At 71.0% G+C, this 25,008-nt stretch carries 22 protein-coding genes and 1 pseudogene; 5 read left to right on the top strand and 18 right to left on the bottom strand.

Annotated elements, in window-relative coordinates:
- Window positions 1–14: 14 nt before the first annotated feature.
- The 5 genes from PGH47_RS36460 to PGH47_RS36440 form a co-directional block, all read right to left on the bottom strand.
- Window positions 15–1,655 carry an ABC-F family ATP-binding cassette domain-containing protein gene (locus tag PGH47_RS36460; protein WP_271666973.1) on the bottom strand — a complete coding sequence of 547 codons (1,641 nt, stop codon included), beginning with the start codon at window positions 1,653–1,655 and terminating at the stop codon, window positions 15–17.
- A gap of 45 nt (window positions 1,656–1,700) precedes the next feature.
- Window positions 1,701–2,723, bottom strand: coding sequence for an oxidoreductase (locus tag PGH47_RS36455; RefSeq protein WP_125525326.1), 1,023 nt, complete (start codon window positions 2,721–2,723; stop codon window positions 1,701–1,703).
- A 170-nt stretch (window positions 2,724–2,893) separates the two neighbouring features.
- On the bottom strand, window positions 2,894–4,597 hold the full coding sequence (locus PGH47_RS36450; protein WP_435887746.1) for a BCCT family transporter: 1,704 nt from the start codon (window positions 4,595–4,597) through the stop codon (window positions 2,894–2,896).
- Window positions 4,598–4,685: 88 nt separating this feature from the next.
- Entirely contained in the window at window positions 4,686–5,945 is a 1,260-nt protein-coding gene (locus tag PGH47_RS36445; RefSeq protein WP_271666972.1) for a M14 family metallopeptidase, read from the bottom strand.
- Window positions 5,942–7,912, bottom strand: a complete 1,971-nt coding sequence (locus tag PGH47_RS36440; RefSeq protein WP_271666971.1) for a Xaa-Pro dipeptidyl-peptidase — start codon at window positions 7,910–7,912, stop codon at window positions 5,942–5,944. The genes PGH47_RS36445 and PGH47_RS36440 overlap by 4 nt, the downstream gene beginning before the upstream one ends.
- A 207-nt stretch (window positions 7,913–8,119) precedes the next feature.
- Here PGH47_RS36440 and PGH47_RS36435 point away from each other — a divergent pair, with 207 nt between their 5' ends.
- The gene (locus PGH47_RS36435; protein WP_271666970.1) at window positions 8,120–9,613 is read left to right on the top strand and encodes a M1 family metallopeptidase; all 1,494 of its coding nucleotides are present in this window, start codon (window positions 8,120–8,122) and stop codon (window positions 9,611–9,613) included.
- Between the two features lie 101 nt (window positions 9,614–9,714).
- On the opposite strand, the gene PGH47_RS36430 is transcribed toward PGH47_RS36435, so the two are convergent.
- Window positions 9,715–10,617 carry a PfkB family carbohydrate kinase gene (locus PGH47_RS36430; RefSeq protein WP_271666969.1) on the bottom strand — a complete coding sequence of 301 codons (903 nt, stop codon included), beginning with the start codon at window positions 10,615–10,617 and terminating at the stop codon, window positions 9,715–9,717.
- A 221-nt stretch (window positions 10,618–10,838) separates the two neighbouring features.
- Entirely contained in the window at window positions 10,839–12,305 is a 1,467-nt protein-coding gene (locus PGH47_RS36425) for an amino acid permease (protein ID WP_271666968.1), read from the bottom strand.
- Window positions 12,306–12,526: 221 nt separating this feature from the next.
- On the opposite strand from PGH47_RS36425, the gene PGH47_RS36420 reads away from it, so the two are divergent.
- Window positions 12,527–13,258, top strand: coding sequence for a MerR family transcriptional regulator (locus tag PGH47_RS36420; protein ID WP_271666967.1), 732 nt, complete (start codon window positions 12,527–12,529; stop codon window positions 13,256–13,258).
- A 3-nt stretch (window positions 13,259–13,261) separates the two neighbouring features.
- Window positions 13,262–13,408 (top strand): hypothetical protein, encoded by a 147-nt coding sequence (locus PGH47_RS36415; protein ID WP_271668301.1) that lies wholly within the window; start codon window positions 13,262–13,264, stop codon window positions 13,406–13,408.
- 110 nt (window positions 13,409–13,518) lie between these two features.
- Here PGH47_RS36415 and PGH47_RS36410 read toward each other — a convergent pair whose 3' ends face one another.
- From PGH47_RS36410 to PGH47_RS36380, 7 genes and pseudogenes are all read right to left on the bottom strand, one after another.
- The gene (locus tag PGH47_RS36410) at window positions 13,519–13,929 is read right to left on the bottom strand and encodes a hypothetical protein (RefSeq protein ID WP_150498905.1); all 411 of its coding nucleotides are present in this window, start codon (window positions 13,927–13,929) and stop codon (window positions 13,519–13,521) included.
- 280 nt (window positions 13,930–14,209) lie between these two features.
- Window positions 14,210–14,595, bottom strand: a pseudogene (locus PGH47_RS36405) (thiamine pyrophosphate-binding protein); the annotation flags it as partial.
- A 118-nt stretch (window positions 14,596–14,713) separates the two neighbouring features.
- A complete protein-coding gene (locus PGH47_RS36400) occupies window positions 14,714–16,888 on the bottom strand; it encodes a 3-hydroxyacyl-CoA dehydrogenase NAD-binding domain-containing protein (protein ID WP_271666966.1) in 2,175 nt (724 codons plus the stop codon).
- Between the two features lie 34 nt (window positions 16,889–16,922).
- Window positions 16,923–18,137, bottom strand: a complete 1,215-nt coding sequence (locus PGH47_RS36395; RefSeq protein ID WP_271666965.1) for an acetyl-CoA C-acetyltransferase — start codon at window positions 18,135–18,137, stop codon at window positions 16,923–16,925.
- Window positions 18,138–18,158: 21 nt separating this feature from the next.
- Window positions 18,159–19,301, bottom strand: a complete 1,143-nt coding sequence (locus PGH47_RS36390) for an acyl-CoA dehydrogenase family protein (protein ID WP_271666964.1) — start codon at window positions 19,299–19,301, stop codon at window positions 18,159–18,161.
- A complete protein-coding gene (locus PGH47_RS36385; RefSeq protein WP_271666963.1) occupies window positions 19,298–20,446 on the bottom strand; it encodes a CaiB/BaiF CoA transferase family protein in 1,149 nt (382 codons plus the stop codon). Before PGH47_RS36385 ends, PGH47_RS36390 begins: the two co-directional genes overlap by 4 nt.
- 128 nt (window positions 20,447–20,574) lie before the next feature.
- Window positions 20,575–20,955 (bottom strand): MmcQ/YjbR family DNA-binding protein, encoded by a 381-nt coding sequence (locus PGH47_RS36380; RefSeq protein ID WP_271666962.1) that lies wholly within the window; start codon window positions 20,953–20,955, stop codon window positions 20,575–20,577.
- A 91-nt stretch (window positions 20,956–21,046) separates the two neighbouring features.
- Here PGH47_RS36380 and PGH47_RS36375 point away from each other — a divergent pair, with 91 nt between their 5' ends.
- Window positions 21,047–22,225 (top strand): saccharopine dehydrogenase family protein, encoded by a 1,179-nt coding sequence (locus PGH47_RS36375; protein WP_271666961.1) that lies wholly within the window; start codon window positions 21,047–21,049, stop codon window positions 22,223–22,225.
- 6 nt (window positions 22,226–22,231) lie between these two features.
- Here PGH47_RS36375 and mmpA read toward each other — a convergent pair whose 3' ends face one another.
- Together mmpA and PGH47_RS36365 are read right to left on the bottom strand one after the other, a co-directional pair.
- Entirely contained in the window at window positions 22,232–22,378 is a 147-nt protein-coding gene (gene mmpA / locus PGH47_RS36370) for a morphogenic membrane protein MmpA (protein ID WP_163017079.1), read from the bottom strand.
- A gap of 85 nt (window positions 22,379–22,463) precedes the next feature.
- Window positions 22,464–23,153 carry an endonuclease V gene (locus tag PGH47_RS36365; RefSeq protein ID WP_271666960.1) on the bottom strand — a complete coding sequence of 230 codons (690 nt, stop codon included), beginning with the start codon at window positions 23,151–23,153 and terminating at the stop codon, window positions 22,464–22,466.
- Window positions 23,154–23,194: 41 nt separating this feature from the next.
- Here PGH47_RS36365 and PGH47_RS36360 point away from each other — a divergent pair, with 41 nt between their 5' ends.
- Window positions 23,195–23,491: a YciI family protein gene (locus tag PGH47_RS36360; RefSeq protein WP_271666959.1), complete on the top strand. Its 297-nt coding sequence runs from the start codon at window positions 23,195–23,197 to the stop codon at window positions 23,489–23,491.
- A gap of 3 nt (window positions 23,492–23,494) precedes the next feature.
- Here the strand turns inward: PGH47_RS36360 and PGH47_RS36355 are convergent, their stop codons facing one another.
- Both PGH47_RS36355 and PGH47_RS36350 read right to left on the bottom strand, forming a co-directional pair.
- A complete protein-coding gene (locus PGH47_RS36355; RefSeq protein WP_271666958.1) occupies window positions 23,495–23,818 on the bottom strand; it encodes a plasmid stabilization protein in 324 nt (107 codons plus the stop codon).
- Window positions 23,819–23,865: 47 nt separating this feature from the next.
- Window positions 23,866–24,969: a WD40/YVTN/BNR-like repeat-containing protein gene (locus tag PGH47_RS36350; RefSeq protein WP_443048594.1), complete on the bottom strand. Its 1,104-nt coding sequence runs from the start codon at window positions 24,967–24,969 to the stop codon at window positions 23,866–23,868.
- Window positions 24,970–25,008 lie beyond the last annotated feature (39 nt).

Raw genomic sequence — 25,008 nt, 5'->3', positions numbered from 1 at the left:
GGCGACGGGGCGTCCTAGCGTTCGGTCACCTTGCCGTCGGCGACGTCCAGGCGGCGGGTGACATGGACCGCGTCGAGCATGCGCCGGTCGTGGGTGACCAGGAGCAGTGTGCCCTCGTAGGCGTCCAGGGCCGACTCCAGCTGCTCGATGGCCGGCAGGTCGAGATGGTTGGTGGGCTCGTCCAGGACCAGGAGGTTGACGCCCCTGCCCTGGAGGAGGGCGAGGGCGGCGCGGGTCCGCTCGCCCGGCGAGAGGGTGCCGGCGGAGCGCAGGACGTGATCGCGCTTCAGACCGAACTTGGCCAGGAGGGTGCGGACTTCGACCGGTTCGGTGTCGGGGACGGCCGCGCAGAAGGCGTCCAGCAGGGACTCCTCGCCGTGGAACAGCCGGCGGGCCTGGTCGACCTCGCCGATCAGCACGCCGGAGCCGAGCGACGCCTGGCCCGCGGTCAGCGGGACGCGGCCCAGCAGGGCGCCCAGCAGCGTGGACTTGCCCGCGCCGTTGGCGCCGGTGACGGCCACGCGGTCCGCCCAGTCGATCTGGAGGGAGACCGGGCCGAGGGTGAAGCCGCCGCGTCGTACCTCGGCGTCGCGCAGGGTCGCGACCACGGCGCCCGAGCGGGGCGCCGAGGCGATCTCCATGCGCAGTTCCCACTCCTTGCGGGGCTCCTCGACGACGTCCAGGCGCTCGATCATGCGCTGGGTCTGGCGGGCCTTGGCGGCCTGCTTCTCGCTGGCCTCGCTGCGGAACTTGCGGCCGATCTTGTCGTTGTCGTTGCTCGCCTTGCGCCGGGCGTTCTTTACGCCCTTGTCCATCCAGGAGCGCTGCATCTGAGCCCGGTCCTGGAGGGCGGCCCTCTTGTCGGCGTACTCCTCGTAGTCGTCGCGGGCGTGCCGGCGGGCCACGTCGCGCTCTTCGAGGTAGGCCTCGTAGCCGCCGCCGTAGAGGTTGATCTGCCGCTGGGCGAGGTCGAGTTCGAGGACCTTGGTGACCGTGCGGGTGAGGAACTCGCGGTCGTGGCTGACGACGACCGTGCCGGCGCGCAGGCCGGAGACGAACGCCTCCAGGCGTTCCAGGCCGTCGAGGTCGAGGTCGTTGGTCGGCTCGTCCAGCAGGAAGACGTCGTAGCGCGACAGCAGCAGCGAGGCCAGTCCGGCGCGGGCCGCCTGACCGCCGGACAGCGAGGTCATCGGCTGGTCCAGGTCCACGGCGAGGCCCAGCGAGTCGGCGGTCTCCTCCGCCCGCTCGTCGAGGTCGGCGCCACCCAGGTCCAGCCAGCGCTCCAGGCTCGTGGCGTACGCGTCGTCGGCGCCCGGCGCCCCGTCCACGAGGGCCTGGGTCGCCTCGTCCATGGTCCGCTGGGCCTCGGCGACTCCGGTGCGGCGGGCCAGGAACTGCCGTACGGTCTCGCCGGGGCGCCGCTCCGGTTCCTGCGGGAGGTGACCGACGGTCGCGGTCGGCGGGGACAGCCGCAGCTCGCCGTCCTCCGGCGCGGTCAGCCCGGCGAGCAGGCGCAGCAGCGTGGACTTGCCCGCGCCGTTGGCCCCGACCAGGCCGATCACGTCTCCGGGCGCGACGACGAGGTCGAGCCCGCTGAACAGGGAGCGGTCACCGTGGCCGGCGGCGAGGTTCTTGGCGACGAGGGTGGCAGTCACAGAGGGCGATCCTAATCGCCCCGGCGGGCCCCGGGCACCTTCGTTTCATCTCGCCATGGCCTCCACCAGCACGCTCCCGGACGTCCTCGCCACGACGAACGACTCCCCCTTCACCGCCTTGGCGTCCAGCGCGATGCGGTGCCGGCCCGCTTCCAGGATGCCGTCGAAGACCTCGTGGGTGTGGGTGCGGTAGAGGCGGTCGAGGCGGTACGCGGTCAGGCGTACCCGGCAGGGCGAGGTGACCTCGACGCCGGCCTCGCCGTCGGCGGCGACGAGCCGGGTCAGGCGGCGCTGTTCGACGGGGCTGCGGTCCAGGGCGTGTTCGATCTGCGCCACGAGCAGCGGCACGATCGGCGCGAGGCCGTCGACGTACGCCACCTCCACCCCGGCGTCGGTGAAGGCGCGGCGTACGGCGGCGCGCTGTTCCCCGCCGATGCCGCGGCCGAAGGCGACGGCGCCGTAGGCACGCAGTTCGTCGGCGGGGACGTCGCCGAGTTCGTGGGTGATGTCGGCGCCGATGCCGATGGTGCGCAGGGCGGCGGCGAGCTTGGCGAGGAGGGCGACGCGGGCGCCGATGAGGAGCACCCGGCGGCGGGGTGCCTCAGCGGTCCCCTGGAGCAGGGCGCCAAGGGCCGCGCGGTACTCGGCACCCTGGAAGCGGAAGGGGCCGATGCCGTGGTAGCCGTTGAGCTCCAGGTCGGCGTGTTCGTCGGTCTGCCAGGCGAAGTCCTGCCAGATGTAGTCGTCGTCCTCCTTGTCGATGACCGCGGTGACGGCGCCGCAGGCGAGGTCCGCGCATTCGGGGCAGCCGTAGATCACGTACCGCCCGCCCGGCAGCGGGGGTTCCGCCTCCAGGAGCAGGCTGCGGACCTGTGCGGTGAAGATGGCGGGCGGGACGTCGGAGGCGAGCGGGGAGACGGCGTCGAGGTCGGAGAGCTGGAACAGCAGCGGGCGTCCGTCGACGATGAAGTCCACGAAGTCCCGGTGCACCTGGAAGTCACCGTTGGCGAGGACGCCACCGGCACGCATCGCCGGTGCCAGGCCGAAGGTCGCGTACTCGGCAGACATGCTGTGAGTATCCCCAGAGCGAGACCGATATGAGCGCGGCATGACATATTCCGCTACGTCCCGGCATGCGAAACAAACAGGTGGCCGAGGTTGTCGCCGTAAAGAGGGGGCGTGAAGGCGCGCGGGGCGGAGGCGTTCCTACTCGCCTCCGCCCCGCGCGTGCGCGTCACTCAGACGTGGTCGTGCCCCAGCGGGTCACCCTCCGCCTCGGTGCCCGCGCCCGGACCGATCTTGATCTCGAACTCGCCGTCGTACTCCTTGTGACCGGCGATCACGGCGAGTTCGACGGCCTCGGAGCCCATCTCGCCGCGCACGATGACCGGGTCGCGGCGCAGATCGCGCATGAGGGCGAAGCACATGCCGATCATCACGAGCACGAACGGCGCGGCGGCCAGGATCGTGAGGTTCTGCAGGCCCGTGAGCGCGTCGCCCTGGCCGCTGCCGACGAGCAGCATGATGGCGGCGACGGCGCCGGTCACCACACCCCAGAACACCACGACGAACCGGCCGGGTTCGAGGGCGCCCTTCTGGGAGAGCGTGCCCATCACGATGGAGGCGGCGTCGGCCCCGGAGACGAAGAAGATGCCGACCAGGATCATCACGAGCAGGCTGGTGACCGTGGCGATGGGGAACTCCTGCAGCAGACCGAAGAGTTGGCCCTCGGGCGTGTCCTCGCCGCCGAGTCCGCCGCCTTCCTTCACCTTCATGGCCGTACCGCCGAAGATCGCGAACCAGATGAGGCTGACGGTGCTGGGCACGAGGATGACGCCGCCGACGAACTGCCGGATGGTGCGGCCGCGGCTGATGCGGGCGATGAACATGCCGACGAAGGGCGTCCAGGAGATCCACCAGGCCCAGTAGAAGACCGTCCAGCTGCCCAGCCAGTCCGCGACTCCCTCGCCGCCGCTGGCCTCGGTGCGGCCGGCGAGCTGGGGCAGGTCACCGAGGTAGGCGAAGATCGACGTCGGCACCAGGTCGAGCACGATGATCGTGGGACCCGCGATGAACACGAAGACCGCGAGGACCAGCGCCAGCACCATGTTGATGTTGGACAGCCACTGGATGCCCCGCTCGATGCCGGAGATGGCCGAGGCGACGAACGCCAGGGTGAGCACGGCGATGATCGCGACGAGCAGGCCGGTGCTCACGTCGTCCATCCAGTCCAGTTCCTGGAAGCCGGAGCCGATCTGGAGCGCGCCGAGGCCGAGCGAGGCCGCGGAGCCGAAGACGGTGGCGATGATCGCCAGGATGTCGATGACGCGCCCGCCGGTGCCGTTGGCGTGCTTCTCACCGATGAGCGGGGTGAACACCGCGCTGATGGTCTGGCGGCGGCGTTTGCGGAAGGTGCTGTAGGCGATCGCCAGTCCCACCACCGCGTAGATCGCCCAGGGATGCAGCGTCCAGTGGAAGAGGGTGGTGGCCATCGCCGTCTCCATGCGTTCCCCGGAGTTGGCGGGGTCCGTGCCGGGCGGCGGGGTCGTGTAGTGCGCGAGCGGCTCGCTGACGCCGTAGAACATCAGGCCGATGCCCATGCCGGCGCTGAACATCATCGCGACCCACGACACCGTGCGGAACTCGGGCTCCTCGCCCTCGGCGCCCAGGTGGATGCGGCCGTAGCGGCTGATGGCGAGCCACAGCGCGAAGACCACGAAACCGGAGGCGGCCAGCATGAAGGCCCAGCCGCCGTTGTGGATCAGGCCGTTGAGCATCTTCGTGGACACGCTCTCCAGCGAGTCCGTGCCTGCCCAGCCCCAGATCACGAATGCCAGCGTGATGGCGGCCGTGACCCCGAACACCACTTGATCGGTGTGGCGGCCGGAAGCGTCGGCATGACCTTCCGGGCCGCCACCCCTCTTCATCAGATCGTCTGTCATCAGCGGCACCTTCCCCTGGAACCCGTGGATACGCCGGTTTCCACGTCGTTTCCCAGGACCTACCACAGATCCCGCCGATCACAGCAGCTCAGCAGTCGGTGTCGGGCTCACCGACCGTGAGGTGGTACGGGGCGCGCTCGTCGAGGAGCAGCGGGACGAGGGCGCGCAGGGACTGACGGAGCGGGACGTAGGTGCCGTGGGTCCGCACGCCGTGCAGGGCCAGTTCGTCCTTCACCTTGGCGTACTGGTCGTCGGTGAGCCGGTAGCCGCAGGGCGGGTCCTGGATCACCTCGGTGGTCTCGGGCGGGTCGTTGTCGGCTCCGCCCACGTACACGGGCCCGGTGTCGGCGTAGCCGGTCAGACGGGCCAGGCCGGTCGCCGCCTCGATCCGGCCGCGCCGGTCGTCGGTGAAGTCGAACAGTCCTCCCAGCGCGGCGAGTTGGGAGTGCACGCGGCGCCGGTTGTTCAGCGCCGGGTCCGCCTTCTCCGCCTCGGTGAGGGGATCGACGCGGCTCTCGATGAGCAGCCCGACGGAGTGCTTGATGCCGGACATGTTCCGCAGGATGCGTTCCTGACCGTCACCGGCGACCTGCCGGATCGGATCACCCGTCTCGGGGTCGGTCCAGATGCCGTAGGTGCCGGTCGAGTAGCCGCCGTCCGCCGCGGCCGGGCGCACGTACGACTCGGACAGGGCCCGCGCCTCGTCGTGGACGTCGCCGTCCGTGTTGAGGTTGCGGGGCCACAGGTCGAACAGGTCCTTGTCGTAGTAGGGGGGTGTGGCGCCGTACTCGTGCAGGTCGTAGATGACGTCGGGCCGGCGGTCGCGGACGAGAGCGGCCATGGCGCGTCCCTCGGCGGTCGCCAGCGCCAGATGGTCGCGGTTGATGTCGACGCCGTCGCTGTTGCCGCGCGTGTCGGCGGCCCGGCCGTCCGGGTTGGCGGTCGGCACGACCAGCAGGGTGGTGCGCTCCAGGAAGCGCCGGGTCTGCCGGTCCTTGGCGTAGGCCAGGTCACGGATCGTGGACAGACACGCCTCGCGGCCGGAGGGTTCGTCGCCGTGCTGGCTGCACACGAGGAGCACCTTGTTCGCCGCGGGGCGTTCCCCGATGCGGACCAGTTGGAGCGGGCGGCCCTGCTTGGTCGTCCCGATCCGGTCGACGGAGACCCTCTTGCTCGCCCTGTCGACGGCGGCCAGGAAGTCCTGCTCCTCGGGCTGGCTGGTCCAGCGGGCCCCGTTCGTCTGCTCGAAGCCGGTGCGGGGCGGGGAGTCGGCGGCTCGGGCGGGCACGGCCACCAGGGACGCGGCGAGGGCCGCCGCGGTCAGGGTGAGGGCTCGGACGCGGTTCAACGGGCTCCCTCCGGGATGCGGTGGGCGGGTCGCGGCGCGCTCGTCACGCCGTCGAGGGGCTCGGCCGCGGGTGCGGCCGACGGGGCACCGGCGATGGCGCGCGCGAAGGCGCCTGCGCCGCCGACCAGCGGGACGCGCGCCTTGGTGCGGGAGAGGTCGAGGGTGAGGGTCGGCCTGGTCGACGGAGGGTCGATCAGGTCCTTGTCCGTGCCCGCGACGATCAGGGCCAGGCGGTGGCCCGCCGGGACGACGTGGTCGGTGGCGGCCAGGTGGAGGGTGATCGTGTACGCCTTGCCCGGGGTGAGCGGTACGCCCTTGTCCGAGGCGTGGTTGCCGAGGTCGGCCCAGCCGCGGCTTACGACCGTGTGGTCGACGTCGGCGGTCCTGGCCTTCGTCTCCTTGAAGCAGGCGCTGTCGCCCGTGGTGCTCGCGCCCCAGCAGGTGCGGTCGGTGAGCGTCGTGATGCCCTCGCCGCTCGCCGCGTAGTCGCGGATGGTGTCGGGGCCGAGGTCGACAAGGACGGCGGAGAGGTGGGCCGTCGAGGTGGACGGGGTGGCGGTGACGGTGACCTCGGAGGAGCCGGACAGACGCAGGTCGCGGGTGAGCGGACCGGTCGTGAAACCGGCCTTGTCCGGGGTGGACACGTCGATCTGCGTGGCCCAGTCGGTCTCGCTGCGCTGCGGGTCGTCGGTGAAGGTCTCGGCGCCCTTGCCCGGGCGCAGGCCGAGGGTGCCGACGCCGGCCTGGCTGCCCTTGGCGGGCCGCAGGGTGGCGGTGTCGGTGCCGCGCGGCGGCCAGACCGCGGAGGTGACCCACTGGTCGGGGTGGCGCTCGATGTCCGCCATCGGCTCGCGGTCGATGCCGTTGTCGTAGCCGAGGAGTTCGTGGTCGAACCAGCGGTGCAGGGTCTTGACCCAGTCGGCGCGGCGGAAGTCGAAGGGGTCGACATGGCCGGTCTGGGAGAGCCAGATCTTGCGCTCGACGCCGTTCTTCGCGAGGGCGTCCCACCACTGGCCGAGATGCTTCATCCGGACGTTGAGGTCCTGCATGCCGTGGATCGCGAAGACGCTGGCCTTCACCTTGCGTGCGTCCTTGACGTAGTCGCGCTCGGTCCACAGGGGCGTCCAGTCACCGGTGCGCGGGGCGCCGTCGACGAGCATCTGCTGGACGGCGCCGCACTTGGCGCGGGCGTCGGGGCTGTCCACGTAGTCGGAGAGCCAGTCGGGGCCGGAGTCGTAGAGCGGGGCGCCCTGCTGGAAGTAGTAGTCGTACCAGGAGGAGATGGCGCTGATCGGGACGACGGTCCTCAGTCCCTTGACGCCGGTCGCGGCGACGCCGTTGGCGATGGTGCCGTCCCAGCTCTTGCCGATCATGCCGGTTCTGCCGTTGGTCCAGGTCGCCTTGGCGGTGGTGGTGCCGGTGCGGGTCGTGTACGCCTTCGCGCGGCCGTTCAGCCAGTCGACGACGGCCTTCGCGGAGAGGATGTCGGAGCGGCCTCCGACGTCCACGCAGCCGTCGGAGCGGTTGGTGCCGGCGAGGTCGACGCCGACGAACGCGTAGCCGCGGGGCACGAAGTAGTTGTCGTAGTACAGCGGCGCCTGGACCATGTTGCCGCTCGCGTCGTACGTCTTCTTCTGGCTCTCGTTGCCGCGTCCGCAGCAGGAGTAGTACGGGCTGGCGTCCATGATGACGGGCACCTTGCGGCCCTCGGCGGCCGCTTCGCGGGGCCGGACGACGTCGACGGCGACGCGGTCGTGGCTGCCGTCGCGGTCGAGGTCGAGTCCGGTGTCCACCCAGACGGCCTCGCGGACGGCGTTGTCGTAGGAGTAGACGGGTGTGCTCTCCCGCGGGCCACTCGCCCCGGGGCCGGCTTGTGCCGTCGTGGGCACGAGGAACATGGCCATCAGGGCGGCTGCGGCCGCCGTCGCGAGCGGTCTCCAGATCGTGAAGCGCGTGCGTTTCGGCATGCGCGGACGGTACATCGGTCAACTCCTGTGCAGAAGAGGGCGACTGACGCCGTATGAGGTCTCGGGTGGCCGATAAACACCCTTGTGGCGGATCCGCTCATGTCGGCCGAATGGCGATCGTGTGACACGGGTGGTCATGGACACGCAGGAGGCACAGGTACTCAATAGGCTCCGGACAGACTCCACCCCCTACGACTTGGAGCTTTCGTGCACCGCAGAATCATGGCGCCGGGCGCGCTGGCTGCTGCCTCGCTGATGCTGGCGATCCCGGCGTCGGCGGCGAGCCTCTCCCCCGGAGCCCCGGGCATCGGCGACCCCTACTACCCGGCCTACGGCAACGGCGGCTACGACGTCTCCCACTACGACCTGCGGCTGAAGTACCAGCCGGCCACGGACGAGCTGGAGGGCACGGCCACCCTGCTGGCGAAGACCACGCAGGACCTTTCCCGGTTCAACCTGGACTTCCTGCTGGACGTCAGCGAGGTGCGGGTGAACGGCGCGAAGGCGTCGTTCGCGACCTCGGGCGAGCACGAGTTGGAGATCACGCCGAACAAGGCGCTGGCCAAGGGCACGTCCATCACCGTCGTCGTGCGCTACCGCGGGGTGCCGTCGACGAAGGAGGCGTACGGCTTCAACGCGTGGCTGCGCACCTCGGACGGCGGTGTCGCCGCGGGTGAGCCCGAGGGGGCGTGGTGGTGGTTCCCGAGCAACGACCACCCGCTCGACAAGGCGACCTACGACGTGTCGGTGCAGGTGCCGAACGGTACGCAGTTCATCTCCAACGGAACGCTCCAGTCGACGAGTTCGCGGGCGGGCTGGACGCGTTACAACTGGCGTTCCAACAAGCCGCAGGCCACATATCTGGCCACGTTCGCGGCGGGCCGCTTCGACGTCACCACGGGGACGTCCGAGAGTGGAATTCCGGTCATCAACGCCTACAGCAAGGATCTCGGCGACCGGGCGGGGGCGGCGCGGGCGAGCATCGAGCGGACCGGTGAGATCGCCGACTGGCTGAGCGAGTACTTCGGGCCGTATCCGTACAACGCGCTCGGCGGGTATGTGCCGAACACGAACACCGGGTACGCGCTGGAGACGCAGACCCGGCCGTTCTACAGCCCCTCGAACTTCGCGAACGGGTCGAACACGTCCGTCGTCGTGCATGAGCTGGCCCACCAGTGGTGGGGCGACCTGGTGTCCGTGAAGAAGTGGAAGGACATCTGGATCAACGAGGGCTTCGCGCGGTACGCGCAGTGGCTGTGGTCCGAGCACGAGGGTGAGGGGACGGCGCAGGAGATCGCCGACTACGTGTACGCGTCGCGGGCGGCCGACGACGCGTTCTGGTCGGTCGAGCCCGGGGATCCGGGGCCGGAGAACCAGTTCCACATCGCCGTGTACGACCGGGGGGCGCTGGCGCTTCAGGCGTTGCGCAACGAGATCGGGGACGACGCGTTCTTCGCGATTCTGAAGGGGTGGCCTGCGAAGTACGCGTATGGCAACGCCTCGGTGGCCGACTTTGTGCGGTACGCGGAGGAGGTGTCCGGCAAGCCGCTGGCCGCACTGTTCGACACGTGGCTGTTCCAGCCGTCGAAGCCGGGGGCGCCTGCGGCGCGCAGTGCGTCGATCGCCAAGTCGGCGGCGACGCCGGTGCAGCCGAAGTCGTGGAAGAAGATCGCCGCGACCAATGAGGTGCACGAGCATTAGGTCGCCGCTGGGGCCACGTCATGTTGTCGGGCGGCTGCGGGTGTGTTGTGGTTGATCGCGCCCGCGCGGCGGAGCCGCATATCGATACAGCCCCGCGCCCCTTAAGGCGTTGCAGTGAGCCGGAGTAGTTCCGTCAGGTCTATCGCCTTCGCATCCGTCGACGGGACCGTGCAGGCGTGGGCGCCTGCGATGGTGCCGTACAGGGCGCTGCGGGCCGGGGTCTCCCGGCTGAGCCAGGCGTAGAGGAACGCGGCGGCGAAGGCGTCGCCCGCGCCGTTGGAGTCCACCACCGGCGCGGGCGGTGTCGCGGCGGGCAGACGGGTCAGTTCGTCGTCGGCAAGTACGTACGCGCCCTTCGCGCCCGCCGTGGCAACGACCACCTCGGCCCGGCCCCGGTCGGCGATGCGGCGCATGGTGCGCTCGGGGTCGGTCAGGGCGGTGGCGGACAGGAAGACGACGTCCGCGGCCTGCGCGAAGGGCTCGTGGTAAGGGTTCTCGCCGTCCCAGTCGTGCAGGTCGGTGGAGAGCGTCGCGCCCGACTCGCGCAGGACGGGCAGGGCGTGGGCGCAGGGCTGGGTGATGGTGACGTGGACGTGACGGCTCGCGCCGGCCAGGGCGGTCACCGTGGCCTCCGGGAGGCGGTCGTCGGCGTGGCCGCGGCTGGTGTCGTACAGCGACAGCCTTCTGCCGTCGGGGCTCACGAGGTTGACGGCCCGCTTCGTCCCCGCGGGCTGCGGAATCGCGGTGAGGGCGATGCCCTTCTCGGCGTGCAGGGCACGGACCAGGTCGCCCTCGGGGTCGTCGCCGAGCATGTCGAGGTGGTGGACGCGCAGGCCGAGCGCGGTCAGGCCCAGGGCGACGAAATCGCCGGTCTGCCCGGCACGGGTGCGGATACCCGAGTCGATCATGTAGCTGTCGGCGTACGGCAGCGGCAGTTCCGGCACGTACACGATGGTGTCGACGCCCGCCCCACCCAGCACGAGCACGTCGATGTCGCGACTCAACTCCGGCCCTCCCCATGGTCGTAGACCGTCACGGCGACGGAACGCTCCGCTGAAAAGGCGGGGCATCCCGCCGCAGTCCACCCGGTTGGTGGTCACGTGATGGTCCCATGTGGCCGGTCGCGCAGTTCCCCGCGCCCCTCGGGGGGCGCATCCGCGACTGTCCGGCGAAGGGCACTGAAAGGCGCCTGCCTCGATGCCCTTCGCCGACAACGGCCCGGGAACTACTTCGTGAGCTCGGCCAGTTCCTGGTCCTCCGTGCGGTTCACGCGGCGGCGTACCGCGTACCAGCCGGTGACCAGCATCGCGGCGATCACCGGGATGAGGAGGAGGGTCTTGCGGCCGACCTCGGGGTCGTTCCACATCATGCCGAGGCAGGCGAGCAGGAAGACGACCGTGGCGATCTCGGTGACGGGGCTGCCGGGGAGGCGGAAGGAGGGGCGCTCCAGCAGGCCGGCCTTCGCGCGGCGGACGAAGATCAGGTGGCAGACCATGATGATCACCCAGGTGGAGATGATGCCGAGGGACGCCACGTTCAGCACGATCTCGAAGGCCTGGCTGGGCATCAGGTAGTTCAGGCCGACGCCGAGCACGCACACCGCGCAGGTGAGCAGGATGCCGCCGTAGGGCACCTGGCTGCGGTTCATGCGGGCCGTGAACTTCGGGGCCGAACCCGCCATCGCCATGGAGCGCAGGATGCGGCCGGTGGAGTAGAGGCCGGAGTTGAGGGAGGACATGGCGGCCGTGAGGACCACCAGGTTCATCACGTCACCGGCCGCCGGGACACCGATCTTCGACAGGACGGTGACGAAGGGGCTCTCGTCGGCCGAGTAGACCGAGCCGGGGAGGAGGAGGGCGAGCAGGACGACCGAGCCGACGTAGAAGAGGCCGACGCGCCACATGATCGAGTTCACCGCGCGCGGGACGACCTTCTCCGGCTCCGCGGTCTCACCCGCGGCGACACCGACGAGTTCCAGTGCGGCGTACGCGAAGATGACGCCCTGCATGACCAGGACGACGGGCATCATGCCGTGCGGGAAGACACCGCCGTTGTCGGCGATCACGCTCACGCCGGGCGTCGTGCCGCCCACCTCGTGCTGGGTGGCGAGCAGGAAGATGCCGACGAACATGAAGCCGACGAGCGTGGCGACCTTGATGATCGCGAACCAGAACTCCATCTCGCCGAAGATCTTCACCGAGATCAGGTTCACGGCCAGCACGACCGCCAGCGCGATCAGGGCCAGCACCCACTGCGGGATGTCGGTGAACAGGCTCCAGTAGTGCGTGTAGAGCGCGATCGCGGTGATGTCGGCGATGCCGGTCGTCGACCAGTTCAGGAAGTACATCCAGCCGGCGACGTAGGCGCCCTTCTCGCCGAGGAACTCACGCGCGTACGACACGAACGAGCCGGACGAGGGGCGGTAGAGGACGAGTTCGCCCAGGGCGCGCACGACGAAGAAGGCGAAGACGCCGCAGACGAGGTAGGCGATCGCGAGGGCCGGGCCCGCGTTGTGGAGGCGACCGCCGGCGCCGAGGAAGAGGCCGGTGCCGATGGCCCCGCCGATGGCGATCATGTTGACGTGGCGGGCCTTGAGGTCCTTGCTGTAACCGGCGTCGCCCGCGTCCGCGGGCACCTGGGCCGCGTCGGTGCGGGATGCGGCCACTGCCGTGTTCACGGCGTCCTTGCTCACGGGTGGTACCAATCTCTGGTGCGCCCGAGCGGGTCGCGCTCGGGTGTCCGGACGAACGTATGGCCTGCGCCTTCCGTAAAAGGCACAGACCAATGGGCCACCTTCCCCCACGGAACGCGCCCCATGCGGTGGCATACGTCACAGAGCGTTACTTCTCACACGTCCGTCCCAGCGGTCCCGGCAGGTGTCACAGCAGTGGTGAGACAGCGATACTGCTGCATATGAAGACCGGCACCGAGGAACCGACCCAGCCCACCCTCACGATCGACGAACTGGCCGCGCGCGCCGGGATGACGGTTCGCACGGTGCGGTTCTACGGCACCAGGGGTCTGCTGCCGCCGCCGGTGATCGGCCCGCGCCGGGTGGGGCACTACGGGCGCGAGCACCTGGCCCGGCTGGCGCTCATCGAGGAACTGCAGCAGCAGGGCATGACGCTCGCAGCGATCGAGCGGTATCTCCAGCAGCTGCCGCCGGATCTGGACGCCCACGACCTCGCCCTGCACCGGGCCGTGGTGGCCTCCTGGGCGCCGGAGACCGTGGAGACGGTGACGCGGGAGGAGCTGGAGCGGCGGGCGGGTCGCGCCATCGGCGACGACGACCTGGAGCGGCTGGCCGCGATGGGCGTGGTCGAGGCGGGTGAGGGGGACGGCGAGTACCGCGTGGACCTCGGACTGCTGCGGCTCGGCGTCGGGCTGCTGGACGTACCGCTCTCCCAGGACGCGATCCTCGCGTCGCGCACGGTCCTCATCGAGCACTCGCGGGCGGCGGCGCACGAGCTGTCGCAGCTCTTCCGCGACGAGGTGTCGGAACGCGACGCGCGGGACGTGAAGTCGCTGTCCGCCTATATGCAACCCGTCATCGTGCAGGCCCTGCTGACGACCTTTCAGCGGTCCCTGCGCGAGGAGCTGCGGCAGTGGCTGGGCGGCGGCTCAGCGGAACGCGGATCCGCCTGACACGTGCGTCGTACGGCCGGGTTGACGGAGCGGCCGCGGCTGCGCGGCGGCCCGTACGACGTCGTGGCCCGGCTGTCCGGCGGCAACCAGCAGAAGGCCGTCCTCGCGAAGTGGCTGGCGACCGAGCCGAGGATGTCACCGGCGAGGTGAGCGGCGGTCGCCGGCGGTCGTGGTGCAGCGGCCGAGCGGCGGCTGGGCGGACGGGCCCGCTCCGCCAGGCAAGGAGCGGGCCCGCGCGTGTCGTCATCGGCGGCCCGGCGTCACGGGCTGCCGTAGATCTTGCTGTAGTCGGCGCAGGTCCAGTCGGCGCCCTGTTCCGTGAGGCACTCCTTGGCCTCGAACCAGGACACGGTGTCGTCGAAGTTCCAGGTGTAGCTGTTCTCGGCGCCCGATCCCGAGGCGGAGAGGACCTCGGTCCGGTCGCCGCCCCACCCGTCCTGGTAGGTCGCCCGCAGGTACACCCGGGCGCCGTGCGAGTCGGCCTTGGTGTCGCGGATGTTCACCTTGACGTAGTACCGCCCGCCGGACAGGCTGACGGTGCCCCAGGCGTGCGCGCCCACCAGGTCGCCCTGGGTGTACTGGAGGTTCCAGCTCGACGCCGCGTTGGCGGTGCCCGCCGAGACCCCGACGGCCAGTGCGGCCCCGGCGGCGGCCACTCCGAGTGAACGCATGATCTGCTTCGTACGCATAGGTCCCCTGCTTCCCGGTCGTGTTTCCGGATACGTCCATGAAGCTAGGGACGCCGCTTTGCGCGGACCTTGGACGATTCTTGAAACGCCTGCTCAGGCAGACAGCGCCCGCGTCGGCGCCCGTGCCGCGGCACACACCCGGGCGCCGCGGCGGTCCACGTCCAGCCTGCGGGTGCCGCCGTTGACGGAGATCGGGCGAGCCGGCCAGGCAGGACGAAGGTGCGCGGGGTGAGGCGGGGCAGGGTGCGGTGCGGTGGACTGCGGTCCTCGGCACCGCGGGTGCCGCGAGGCCCGTCAGGTCGCCGGCGAGCATCGGGGCCTGCTGGAGGTGCCGGCAGTCCTGCCGGCCGGCCGTCACCACCAGCGGGGTGCGCGAGCGGCGGGCGTTGAGCAGGCCGATGAGGCCGTTGGCGAGGCCCGCCGCGATGTGCGGGCTGACGAACGCGGGGCGGCCGGTGCCGCGCGCGTATCCGTCGGCCATCGACACGACGGCGCCCTCGTGCACGCCGAGGACGTACTCGGGGCGTCGTCCGTCTCCGACAGCGCTGCCAGGAAGGGCAGTTCGGTCGTGCCGGGATTGCCGAAGACGCGGTCCACGCCCTCGCCGCGCAGGATGTCCAGCGGGGCGAGGGCGGGGCGGGGTCCCATGGAGGGCTCTTCGGGGAAGGGGACCTGTGCGGGAGGACTGTTCGTCCGCCGGCTTGGGTGCCCCGTTCCCCGGGGAGCAAGGTCGGCGTATCGCTGAACGGTATGTGACGCTACGGCGTCAGTCGCCGAAGGTCTCCCCGTTCTCCGCCTTCTCCACCAGCAGCGCGGGCGGCGTGAACCGCTCCCCGTACGTCTGCGCCAGTTCACGCGCGCGTGCCACGAAGCCGGCGACTCCGCCCTCGTAGCCGTTGATGTACTGCAGGACACCGCCCGTCCAGCCGGGGAAGCCGATGCCGAAGATGGAGCCGATGTTGGCGTCGGCGACGGAGGTGAGGACCCCCTCCTCCAGCAGCCGGACCGTGTCCAGTGCCTCGGAGAAGAGCATGCGTTCCTGCATGTCGCGGAACGGGATCTGCGCGCCCTCACGGGTGAAGTGCTCGCGAACGCCCGGCCACAGCGCGGCCCGCTTGCCGTTCTCGTCGTAGTCGTAGAAACCGGCTCCGCCGCTGCGTCCGGGGCGCTCGAACTCGTCGACCATGCGGTCGATCACGGCCTCGGCGGGGTGCGCGGTCCAGGTGCCGCCCGACTCCTCCACGGCCCGCTTGGACTCGTTGCGGATCTTGCGGGGCAGCGTGAGCGTCAGTTCGTCCATCAGGGACAGGACCTTGGCGGGGTAGCCCGCCTGGGCCGCCGCCTGCTCGACCGACGCGGGCTCGATGCCCTCGCCGACCATCGCCACGCCCTCGTTGATGAAGTGGCCGATGACGCGGGAGGTGAAGAAGCCGCGGGAGTCGTTGACGACGATCGGCGTCTTGTTGATCTGCCGGACCAGGTCGAACGCGCGGGCCAGCGCCTCGTCGCCGGTCCGCTCGCCCTTGATGATCTCGACGAGCGGCATCTTGTCGACGGGCGAGAAGAAGTGCAGTCCGATGAAGTCGGTCTGGCGCTCCACGCCTTCGGCGAGGACGGTGATCGGCAGCGTCGAGGTGTTGGAGCACAGCAGCGCGTCCGGCTCGACGATCCCCTGGATCTCCTGGAAGACCTTGTGCTTGAGCTCCGGGTTCTCGAAGACGGCCTCGATGACCGCGTCGCAGCCGGCCACGTCCTGCGGGTCGCCGGTCGGCGTGATGCGGGCGAGCAGCGCGTCGGCCTTCTCCTGCGTCGTACGGCCCCGGGAGACCGCCTTGGCGCACAGCTTCTCCGAGTACGCCTTGCCCTTGGCGGCGGCCTCCGCCGACACGTCCTTCAGGACGACGTCGATGCCCGCGCGGGCGCAGGAGTAGGCGATGCCGGCGCCCATCATCCCGGCGCCGAGGACGGCGACCTTGCGGACCTTGCGGGGCTCGATGCCCTTGGGGCGGTTGGCGCCGGAGTTGACGGCCTGGAGGTCGAAGAAGAACGCCTGGATCATGTTCTTCGAGGTCTGGCCCGCCGCCAGCTCCACGAAGTAGCGCGCCTCGATGACCTGCGCGGTCTCGAAGTCGACCTGGGAGCCCTCGACGGCGGCCGCGAGGATGTTGCGCGGGGCCGGGTAAGGGGCGCCGGCTGTCTGCTTGCGCAGGTTGGCCGGGAAGGCGGGCAGGTTCGCGGCGAACTTGGGGTTGGCGGGCGTGCCGCCGGGGATGCGGTAGCCCGGCTTGTCCCAGGGCTGCTGCGACTCGGGGTGGGCCTCGATGAACGCGCGTGCCTTGGCGAGCAGTTCGTCCCGCGTGGTGGCCACGTCGTCGATGAGGCCGTTCTGCAGCGCGCGCTGCGGGTTGTACTGGGTGCCCTGGAGGAGGACCTTCAGCAGGGCGTCAGCGATGCCGAGGAGTCGGACGGTGCGCACCACGCCGCCGCCGCCCGGCAGCAGGCCGAGGGTGACCTCGGGGCAGCCGATCTTGGAGCCGGGCGCGTCGAGGGCGACGCGGTGGTGGCAGGCGAGGGCGATCTCGTAGCCGCCGCCCAGGGCCGCGCCGTTCAGCGCGGCGACGACCGGCTTGCCCAGGGTCTCGATGCGGCGCAGCTGGCGCTTGATCGCCATGCCGCCCTCGAAGAGGTCCTGCGCGGTCTCCGGGGTGACCCGGATGAGGTCGCGCAGGTCGCCGCCGGCGAAGAAGGTCTTCTTGGCGGAGGTGATGATGACACCGCGGATGGTGTCCTTCTCCGCCTCCAGCCGGTCCGTGACCACGGCGAGCGAGTCGCGGAACGCCTGGTTCATGGTGTTCGCGGACTGGTTCGGGTCGTCCAGGACGAGGGTGACGACGCCGTCGCGGTCCTGTTCCCAGCGGATGGTGGTGGATTCAGTGCTCATGTGGAGGTGCTCCGTGTGATCCGTCGGGAGGGGGTCAGATGCGCTCGACGATGGTGGCGATGCCCATGCCGCCGCCGACGCAGAGCGTGGCGAGGCCGTACCGCTTGTCCTGGCGCTCCAGTTCGTCGACGAGCGAGCCGAGGATCATGGCGCCGGTCGCGCCGAGCGGGTGGCCGAGGGCGATGGCGCCGCCGTTGACGTTGACCTTGTCCAGGGACAGTCCCATGTCCTTGACGAAGCGCAGGACGACCGCCGCGAACGCCTCGTTGATCTCGACGAGGTCGATGTCGTCGATGGTCAGGCCGGCCTTCTTGAGGGCCTTGCGGGTGGCGGGCGCGGGGCCGGTGAGCATGATGGTGGGCTCGGAGCCGGAGACGGCGGCGGAGACGATCCGCGCGCGGGGCGTGAGGCCGCTTCGCTCGCCGACCTCCTTGTTGCCGATGGCGACGAGCGAGGCGCCGTCGACGATGCCGGAGGAGTTGCCCGCGTGGTGGACGTGGTCGATCTTCTCGACCCAGTGGTACTTCTGCAGCGCGACGGCGTCGAAGCCGCCCAGGTCGCCGATGTCCGCGAAGGACGCCTTCAGCTTGGCGAGGGAGTCGGCGGTGGTGCCGGGGCGCATGTGCTCGTCGTGGTCGAGGACGACCAGGCCGCCGCGGTCCCTGACCGGGACGACGGACCGGTCGAAGCGGCCCTCCTTCCAGGCCGTGGCCGCCCGCTCCTGGGAGAGCGCCGCGTACTCGTCGACGTCACGGCGGGAGAAGCCCTCGATGGTGGCGATGAGGTCGGCGCCGATGCCCTGCGGCACGAAGTTGGTGGACAGGTTGGTCATCGGGTCGTTGAACCAGGCGCCGCCGTCCGAGGCCATCGGCACCCGGGACATCGACTCGACGCCGCCCGCGAGGACGAGGTCCTCGAAGCCCGAACGGACCTTTGCGGCGGCCATGTTGACGGCCTCCAGGCCGGAGGCACAGAAGCGGTTCTCCTGTACGCCCGCGACCGTGTCGGGCAGTCCGGCGGCGATGGCGGCGATACGGGCGATGTCGGAGCCCTGGTCGCCGACCGGGCCGACTACGCCGAGCACGATGTCGTCGATCTCCGCCGGGTCCAGGCCGGGGAAGCGGTCGCGGATCTCGTGGATGAGTCCTACGACCAGGTCGATGGGCTTGGTGCCGTGCAAGGAGCCGTTCGCCTTGCCGCGGCCGCGCGGGGTGCGGATCGCGTCGTACACATACGCTTCGGTGCTCACTGGAAAGCCTTTCAACGAGGGTTAGCCGAGCAGGGAACGACCGATGATCTCCTTCATGATCTCGGTCGTCCCGCCGTAGATGGTCTGGATGCGGCCGTCGGTGAAGGCCTTGGCGACGGGGTACTCGCTCATGTAGCCGTAGCCGCCGTGCAGTTGCAGACAGCGGTCGGCGACGCGCTTCTGCAGTTCGGTCGCCCACCACTTGGCCATGGAGGCGTGGACGGCGTCGAGCTCCCCGTTCGCGTGGTCCTCGATGCAGCGGTCGAGGAAGGTGCGGGTGACCGCGCACTCGGTGGCCATCTCGGCCACCTCGAAGCGGATGTGCTGCTTGGTCGCCAGCGGCCGGCCGAACGCCTCGCGCTCCTTGACGTACTCGGTGGTGATCTCCAGCAGGTGCTCGGCGGCGGCGATCGCGGCGACGGCGATGCTCAGGCGCTCCTGCGCGAGGTTCGTCATCAGGTGCACGAAGGCGCCGTCGAGGTCGCCGAGGAGGTTGGCCTTGGGCACCTTGACGTCGTTGAAGAACAGCTCGGCGGTGTCCTGCGACTTCTGGCCGATCTTGTCGAGGTTGCGGCCGCGCTCGAAGCCGGCCATGCCGCGCTCCACGACGAGCAGCGACAGGCCGCGCGCGCCGCCCTCGGGCGTCGTCTTCGCGACGACGATCACCAGGTCGGCGAGGATGCCGTTGGAGATGAACGTCTTGGAGCCGTTGAGCACCCAGTGGTCGCCGCGGTCCTCGGCGTGGGTGCGGATGCCCTGGAGGTCGGAGCCGGCGCCGGGTTCGGTCATGGCGATGGCGGTGATGATCGAGCCGTCGCAGAAGCCGGGGAGCCAGCGGCGCTTCTGCTCGTCGGTGGCGAGGCTCGTCAGATAGGGGCCGATGATGTCGTTGTGCAGGCCGAGGGCGAGGCCCGGGGTGCCCGCGCGGGTGAACTCCTCGGCGAGGACGGCGCTGTAGCGGAAGTCGTCGGTGCCACCGCCTCCGTACTCCTCGGGCACGGCGAAGCCGAGCAGGCCCTGCTTGCCTGCCGCGCGCCAGGCGTCGCGGGAGACGATGCCGTCCTTCTCCCACTGCTCGTAGTGCGGCAGCACCTCCCGGTCCAGGAAGCTGCGCACGGTCGCGCGGAACGCGTCGTGCTCGGGGGCGAAGATCTGCCGCTTCATTCGAGGCCCTTCGTGGGTTCCTGGTGCTTCACAAGGTCGGGTACGTCCCAGTCGCGCGCCACGTCGGCGGTGTCCGCGCCGGGCTGGGCCGGGCCCGTCCGCACGGCCGTCGGGGTCGCGGAGAACCGGGGCGCCGGGGCGGGCTGGGTGATGCCGCCTTGGTCGGTGAAGGTGCTGCGGGCGGCGAGGTGCGGGTGCCGCGGGGCCTCGCGCAGGGACAGGACGGGGGCCACACAGGCGTCGGAGCCCTCGAAGACGGCCGTCCACTCGTCCCTGGTGCGGGACTTGAAGCGGGCGGCGACCGCGTCGCGCAGCTCGCCCCAGCGGGAGAAGTCCTTGCGGGCGGAGGCGAGGTCCTCGACGCCGAGCAGGCGGAGGAATTCGTCGTAGAACTGCGGTTCCAGGGCGCCGACCGCCATGTACCGGCCGTCGGCGGTCTCGTAGGTGCCGTAGTACGGGCAGCCGCCGTCCAGGAGGTTGGCGCCGCGCCGGTCCTGCCAGCCGCCGGCCGCGAGCATGCCGTGGATCATCGCGGAGAGGTGGGAGGTGCCGTCGACGATCGCGGCGTCGACGACCTGGCCGGCGCCGGTGGCGCGCGCGTGGTGCAGGGCGGCGAGGACGCCGACGACGAGATAGAGGGAGCCGCCCGCGTAGTCGCCGACCAGGTTGGCGGGGACGGCGGGTGGTTCGTCGGGGTTGCCGATCATGCCGAGGGTGCCGGTGACCGCGATGTACGCGATGTCGTGGCCGGCGCGCTCGGCGAGCGGTCCTTCCTGGCCCCAGCCGGTCATCCGGCCGTAGACCAGCGCGGGGTTGCGGGCGTGGCAGGCCTCGGGGCCGACGCCGAGGCGTTCGGCGACGCCGGGGCGGTAGCCCTCGATGAGGATGTCGGCGCGGGCGGCGAGGTCGAGGACACGCGCGGGGCCGTCGGGGGACTTCAGGTCGATGATCACCGAGCGCTTGTTGCGGTTGGTGATGTCGTACTCGGTGTCGATGGCCAGCACGGTGCCGCCCGGCCGGTCGACGCGGACGACGTCCGCGCCGAGGTCGGCGAGGAGCATGGCGGCGAACGGGCCGGGCCCGATCCCGGCCAGCTCGACCACACGCACGCCGGTCAGCGGGCCCTGTCCTGGCGTCGTCGCCATCCTGCCCCCAGGGGTTTGACACTACTGCTGTAACACCAGCGATGCTAAGAAAGTGTCCCGGCGGATACAAGAGCAAGCGCTTAGGAAGTTACTCGCCGGAAGCCTGACCGCGAACCCACCTCGCGCAATCAGCGCGCGTCGAGCTCCGCTATCAGCCGCTTCGGCGCGATCGTGCGGTAGCTCTCCTCGACCCAGTCGCACAGCAGCTCCACGGCCGGGGCGCCCTTCTGCTCCAGCGGGATGCTGACCCATCCCGCCTTGCCCAGGCCGTATCCGGCGGGCTCGGCGCCCGGGCAGGTCAGGGCGTGCGCGTGGGCCGCCTCGTCCTTGAGCTTCACGGTGACGCCCGTCGGATGGCTGCCGTCGGTGACACCGAGGAAGACGAACACCTTCTTGTTGACCTTCGCGACCGTCTCGCCCCAGGGGAACTCCTCGACCGCGCCGGGCATGCCGAGCGCGAACTCGCGCACTTTTTCCCACTTCTTCAGGGCAGACCTGGGCACGGCCACCGCATACCTCCGGGCTCGTCGTCGGGCTCCGCACACCTCACGCTAGCCTCGGCCACCGACAACGGCGCGTGGTGCGGGACCGAGGGGTGTCATGAGCAGGCTGAGCAGGACGGATCGTCCGTACGACATCGTGCTCTTCGGAGCGACGGGCTTCGTCGGGGTACTCACCGCGGAGTACCTCGCGGAGAACGCGCCCGAGGGCCTGCGCTGGGCGATCGCCGGCCGCAGTGCCGAGAAGCTGGAGCGGCTGCGCGAGTCGCTGCCGGGCGGTGAGGGGGTCGGGGTGCTGGAGGCGGACGTCGCCGATCCGGCGTCCATGCGGCGGCTCGCCGAGCAGGCGCGCGTGGTGGCCACGACGGTGGGCCCGTATGTGAAATACGGCGAGGATCTCGTCGCCGCCTGCGCGGACACCGGCGCCGACTATCTCGACCTGTCCGGTGAGCCGGAGTTCGTGGACCTGACGTACGTCCGGCACGACGCACGCGCGCGTGAGACGGGTGCGCGGCTGGTGCACGCCTGCGGTTTCGACTCGATCCCGCACGACCTGGGCGCGTACTTCACCGTGCAGCAGCTTCCGCAGGACGTGCCGCTTGCGGTGGACGGGTTCGTGACGGCCGACGCCACCTTCTCGGGCGGTACGTTCGCCTCGGCGCTCAACCAGTTCGCGCGCGGTCGCCAGATGATCGCCGCAGCGCGTGACCGGGCGCGCCACGAGCCGCGGCTGATGGGGCGCCGGGCGCAGGCTCCGACGGGTGTGCCCCGGTTCGTGGGGGAGGTCGGCGCGTGGGCGCTGCCGCTGCCGACGATCGACCCGCAGATCGTGAAGCGCTCCGCGCGTGCCCTGGAGCGCTACGGCCCCGACTTCCGCTACCGCCACTACGCCGCCGTACGGACCCTGCCCGTCGCGGTCGGCGGGGTCGCCGCGATGGGCGCGCTCTTCTCGGCCGCCCAGCTGCCGCCGGCCCGGCGCTGGCTGTCGGACCGGCTCAAGCCCGGCGAGGGGCCGGGGCCGCAGAAGCGCGCGAGGAGCTGGTTCTCGGTCCGCTTCGTCGGCGAGGGCGGCGGCAGGCGCGTCTTCACGGAGGTCTCCGGCGGCGACCCCGGCTACGGCGAGACGGCGAAGATGTTCGCCGAGTCGGCCCTCTGCCTCGCCTTCGACGAACTGCCCCCCACAGCGGGCCAGGTCACCACTGCGGTGGCGATGGGCAACACCCTGATCGAACGCCTGCGCACGGCAGGCATCACCTTCCGGGTGGCCGCCACCCGCTGAATCGCCCTACAGCGGCCACCCGGCAATGGTGTAGATCATCCCGACGATCCACCCCAGCCCTGCCAGGGTGGCCACCACCAGCGCAGCCGTCACGGCACGCTCAACAGGACGATCAGGATCAACGAGGGGCTTCGGGGAGCGGTGCGTCGTCATGCACCCCACCCTGCCGATCGGGGTGGGGCGGCGGCATCCGTACGGGTACTCAGTCCCGGTACTCAGATCCTGGGGTGCCGTCCCGTCAGGGAGCGGCCTCCTTCAACGCCTTCCGGCACAGCGTGTCCGCTCTGCGGGTCGTCTCCGGCAGGCGGTACTCGGGGGTCAGCGTCAGGGTATGGGCGCAGGCGGTGTCCAGGTCTACTCGGTGGCCCACCGAGACGTAGACCGGCTTGACGGAGTCGCGGGTGCGCAGGGCCCGGCCGACCTCCTCGTCCGCTGCCAGGAGGGGGGTCCAGGAGCCCCGGGGGGCGGCAGGGGCGTCGTAGGTGAAGGTGAAGGGGTTCTTGGCGACGCCGATCGTGGGCAGGCCGGTGAGGACGCCGAGGTGGCTGGCGAGGCCGAAGCGGCGGGGGTGGGCCAGGCCGTAGCCGTCGCAGACGACCAGGCCGGGCGGGCAGGGCAGGGCGTCGAGGGCGGCCAGCACCGTGGGGATCTCGCGGAAGGCGAGCAGGCCCGGGACGTAGGGGAACGAGATCCGGCCGACGGCCGTGGCCTCGGCGACGACGTCGAGGGTCGCCGCGTCGAGGACGACCGCCGCGGCGGCGACCACGTCGTGCTCGTCGTCGTAGGCCACGTCCACGCCGGTCACGTGCCCGGATCCGGGCGGCGGCCCCGGTTCGTCGAGCACCACCCGCGCCCGCAGCTCGTCCTGGACGGCGCGGGCCGCCTCCTCGGTCGCGGGCCAGCCCGCGGGTATGCGTACGGTCGTCATGGTGGGAACGAGCCTAAGGGCCCCGCTGTAGGCTCGCGATCATGTTCGTGCTGGAGCTGACCTACACCGCACCGATCGAGGACGTCGACGCCGTGCTGGAGGCCCATGTGGCGTGGCTCGACGAGCAGTACGAGAAGGGGATCTTCCTCGCCTCCGGACGCAAGGACCCCCGCGACGGCGGGGTGATCCTCGCCGTCGCGGAGGACCGCGCCGCCATCGAGCGGATCGCCGCGACCGACCCGTTCGTCGGCGCGGGCGTCTGCGCCTACCGCGTCACCGAGTTCGTCGCCACGAAGACGGCGCCGGAACTGGAGCGGTACCGCGAGGCGCCCCGGTGAGCCTCACTTGCCCAGCGCCTGCTTGAGCTCGCCCTTGTTCATGTCCGAACGCCCGTGGATGTTGCGCTGCTTGGCCTCTTCGTACAGCTGGTCGTAGGTCGGACCCTGCGAGCCCTTCCCGGACCGCTGCCCGCCCCGCCTGCCGGAGGACATGTCCTCGGTGGACGTACGGCCGGCGGTCTTGGACTCGCCGGAGCGGGCACGCTCCTTGTTCACCGTCCGCGCGGCGATCTCCTCGGCGCGCGAGGTGCTCTCACCGCGGTCCTGGGCGCTCTTCTTGATGTGCTCGTACTGGCGTTCCCGCTTCGGGTTCGAACCGGCCGGCATACGGATCACTCCTCTCGCCGTCCGCGTCCGGGTACCCACATTCCGGTTCAGCTCTCCAGCCGCGCGACGCGCCCCTTCTCCCCCGCGGCCCAGCACCCCACGTCGGGCGTGCAGTCCACGGTGTCGTAGGAACCGCTGTCCACGGTCCGCCAGGTCCGGCCGCCGTCGGTCGTCAGGTCGGTGCCGGTGGGGCCGACCGCGAGGGCGGCGCTGCGGCTGTGCGGGAGCCAGGCCACGCCGGAGCGGTAGGCGGGCACCGGCGTCACGGCGGACCGCCAGGTGCCGCCCCCGTCGCCGGTGCGGGCGGCGGCCTGCGGGGAGGCCTGGTCGGGACGGTAGTCGCCGCCGACGGCGAGACCGTGCGTGCGGTCGCGGAAGGCGAGCCCGAAGACCCCGCGGGCCGGGTCGCCCGCCGGGATCGGTGTGTCGGCGGCGGTCCAGGTCAGCCCCCGGTCGGCGGAGTGCAGCACACGCGCGCGTGCCGCGCCGCCGGTGGCCAGCCACACGTCCTTCGGCCCGGAGGCGACCAGGCACTGCCCGCTCGCCGCGAACCCGGCCTCGCCCTCCTGCGCCGCGGGCATCCCGTCGCCGGGGAGCACCTTCCAGGTACGGCCGCCGTCGCCGGTCGACAGGATGCGGAACCTGCCGTCGACCGGGTCGCTCATCGCGAGTCCGTGACGGCGGTCGAAGAAGGTGAGGCAGTCGTAGAAGGCCCGCTGATCGGTGTTGCGGAAGGACTCGGTCCAGGTCGCGCCGCCGTCGTCCGTGCGGTAGATCCGGGACGCCTCGCCCTCCCCGATGGCCAGCACCACGGCACGCCGCGTGTCGAAGGCCTCGATGTCCCGGAACTGGAGCTCGGCCGCGCCGGGCGGCGAGACGTTCCGCCAGCTCGCGCCGCCGTCGGTGGTGCGCAGCACGGTGCCGGCGGTCCCGGCCACCCATGCGGTGTTCCGGCTCACCGCGGACAGACCGCGGAACCGCACCTCCGGCGTGCCGCTGTCCTTGAGCTCCCAGTGCGGCGCGTGCCGCCCCGGCTCACGCGCCTGCGCCGGTACGGCCGCGAGGGCGGCCAGCGCGGCCCCGCACGCCACCACCGCGGCCACTGTCCGAAACGTACGCCCCACCCGTCGCGTGCTTCCCGAACGCCTCATGGCGGGCGAAGCTAGTCGACCGCCCGGCCGCCGTCCAGA

It is taken from the genome of Streptomyces sp. HUAS 31 (assembly GCF_028198125.1).
In the GTDB taxonomy this organism is placed as follows: Bacteria; Actinomycetota; Actinomycetes; order Streptomycetales; family Streptomycetaceae; genus Streptomyces; species Streptomyces chartreusis.
Note: the sequence above shows the minus strand (reverse complement) of the source record. Positions and strands in the feature narration are given on the sequence as shown.

Excerpts from the sequence above, each read along its gene's own strand:
- PGH47_RS36455 (WP_125525326.1), bottom strand. The coding sequence starts at position 2,723 with ATGTCTGCCGAGTACGCGACCTTCGGCCTGGCACCGGCGATGCGTGCC.
- PGH47_RS36450 (WP_435887746.1), bottom strand. The coding sequence starts at position 4,597 with ATGACAGACGATCTGATGAAGAGGGGTGGCGGCCCGGAAGGTCATGCC.
- PGH47_RS36440 (WP_271666971.1), bottom strand. The coding sequence starts at position 7,912 with ATGCCGAAACGCACGCGCTTCACGATCTGGAGACCGCTCGCGACGGCG.
- PGH47_RS36420 (WP_271666967.1), top strand. The coding sequence starts at position 12,527 with ATGAAGACCGGCACCGAGGAACCGACCCAGCCCACCCTCACGATCGAC.
- PGH47_RS36410 (WP_150498905.1), bottom strand. The coding sequence starts at position 13,929 with ATGCGTTCACTCGGAGTGGCCGCCGCCGGGGCCGCACTGGCCGTCGGG.
- PGH47_RS36400 (WP_271666966.1), bottom strand. The coding sequence starts at position 16,888 with ATGAGCACTGAATCCACCACCATCCGCTGGGAACAGGACCGCGACGGC.
- PGH47_RS36390 (WP_271666964.1), bottom strand. The coding sequence starts at position 19,301 with ATGAAGCGGCAGATCTTCGCCCCCGAGCACGACGCGTTCCGCGCGACC.
- PGH47_RS36385 (WP_271666963.1), bottom strand. The coding sequence starts at position 20,446 with ATGGCGACGACGCCAGGACAGGGCCCGCTGACCGGCGTGCGTGTGGTC.
- PGH47_RS36375 (WP_271666961.1), top strand. The coding sequence starts at position 21,047 with ATGAGCAGGCTGAGCAGGACGGATCGTCCGTACGACATCGTGCTCTTC.
- mmpA (WP_163017079.1), bottom strand. The coding sequence starts at position 22,378 with ATGACGACGCACCGCTCCCCGAAGCCCCTCGTTGATCCTGATCGTCCT.
- PGH47_RS36365 (WP_271666960.1), bottom strand. The coding sequence starts at position 23,153 with ATGACGACCGTACGCATACCCGCGGGCTGGCCCGCGACCGAGGAGGCG.
- PGH47_RS36360 (WP_271666959.1), top strand. The coding sequence starts at position 23,195 with ATGTTCGTGCTGGAGCTGACCTACACCGCACCGATCGAGGACGTCGAC.
- PGH47_RS36355 (WP_271666958.1), bottom strand. The coding sequence starts at position 23,818 with ATGCCGGCCGGTTCGAACCCGAAGCGGGAACGCCAGTACGAGCACATC.
- PGH47_RS36350 (WP_443048594.1), bottom strand. The coding sequence starts at position 24,969 with ATGAGGCGTTCGGGAAGCACGCGACGGGTGGGGCGTACGTTTCGGACA.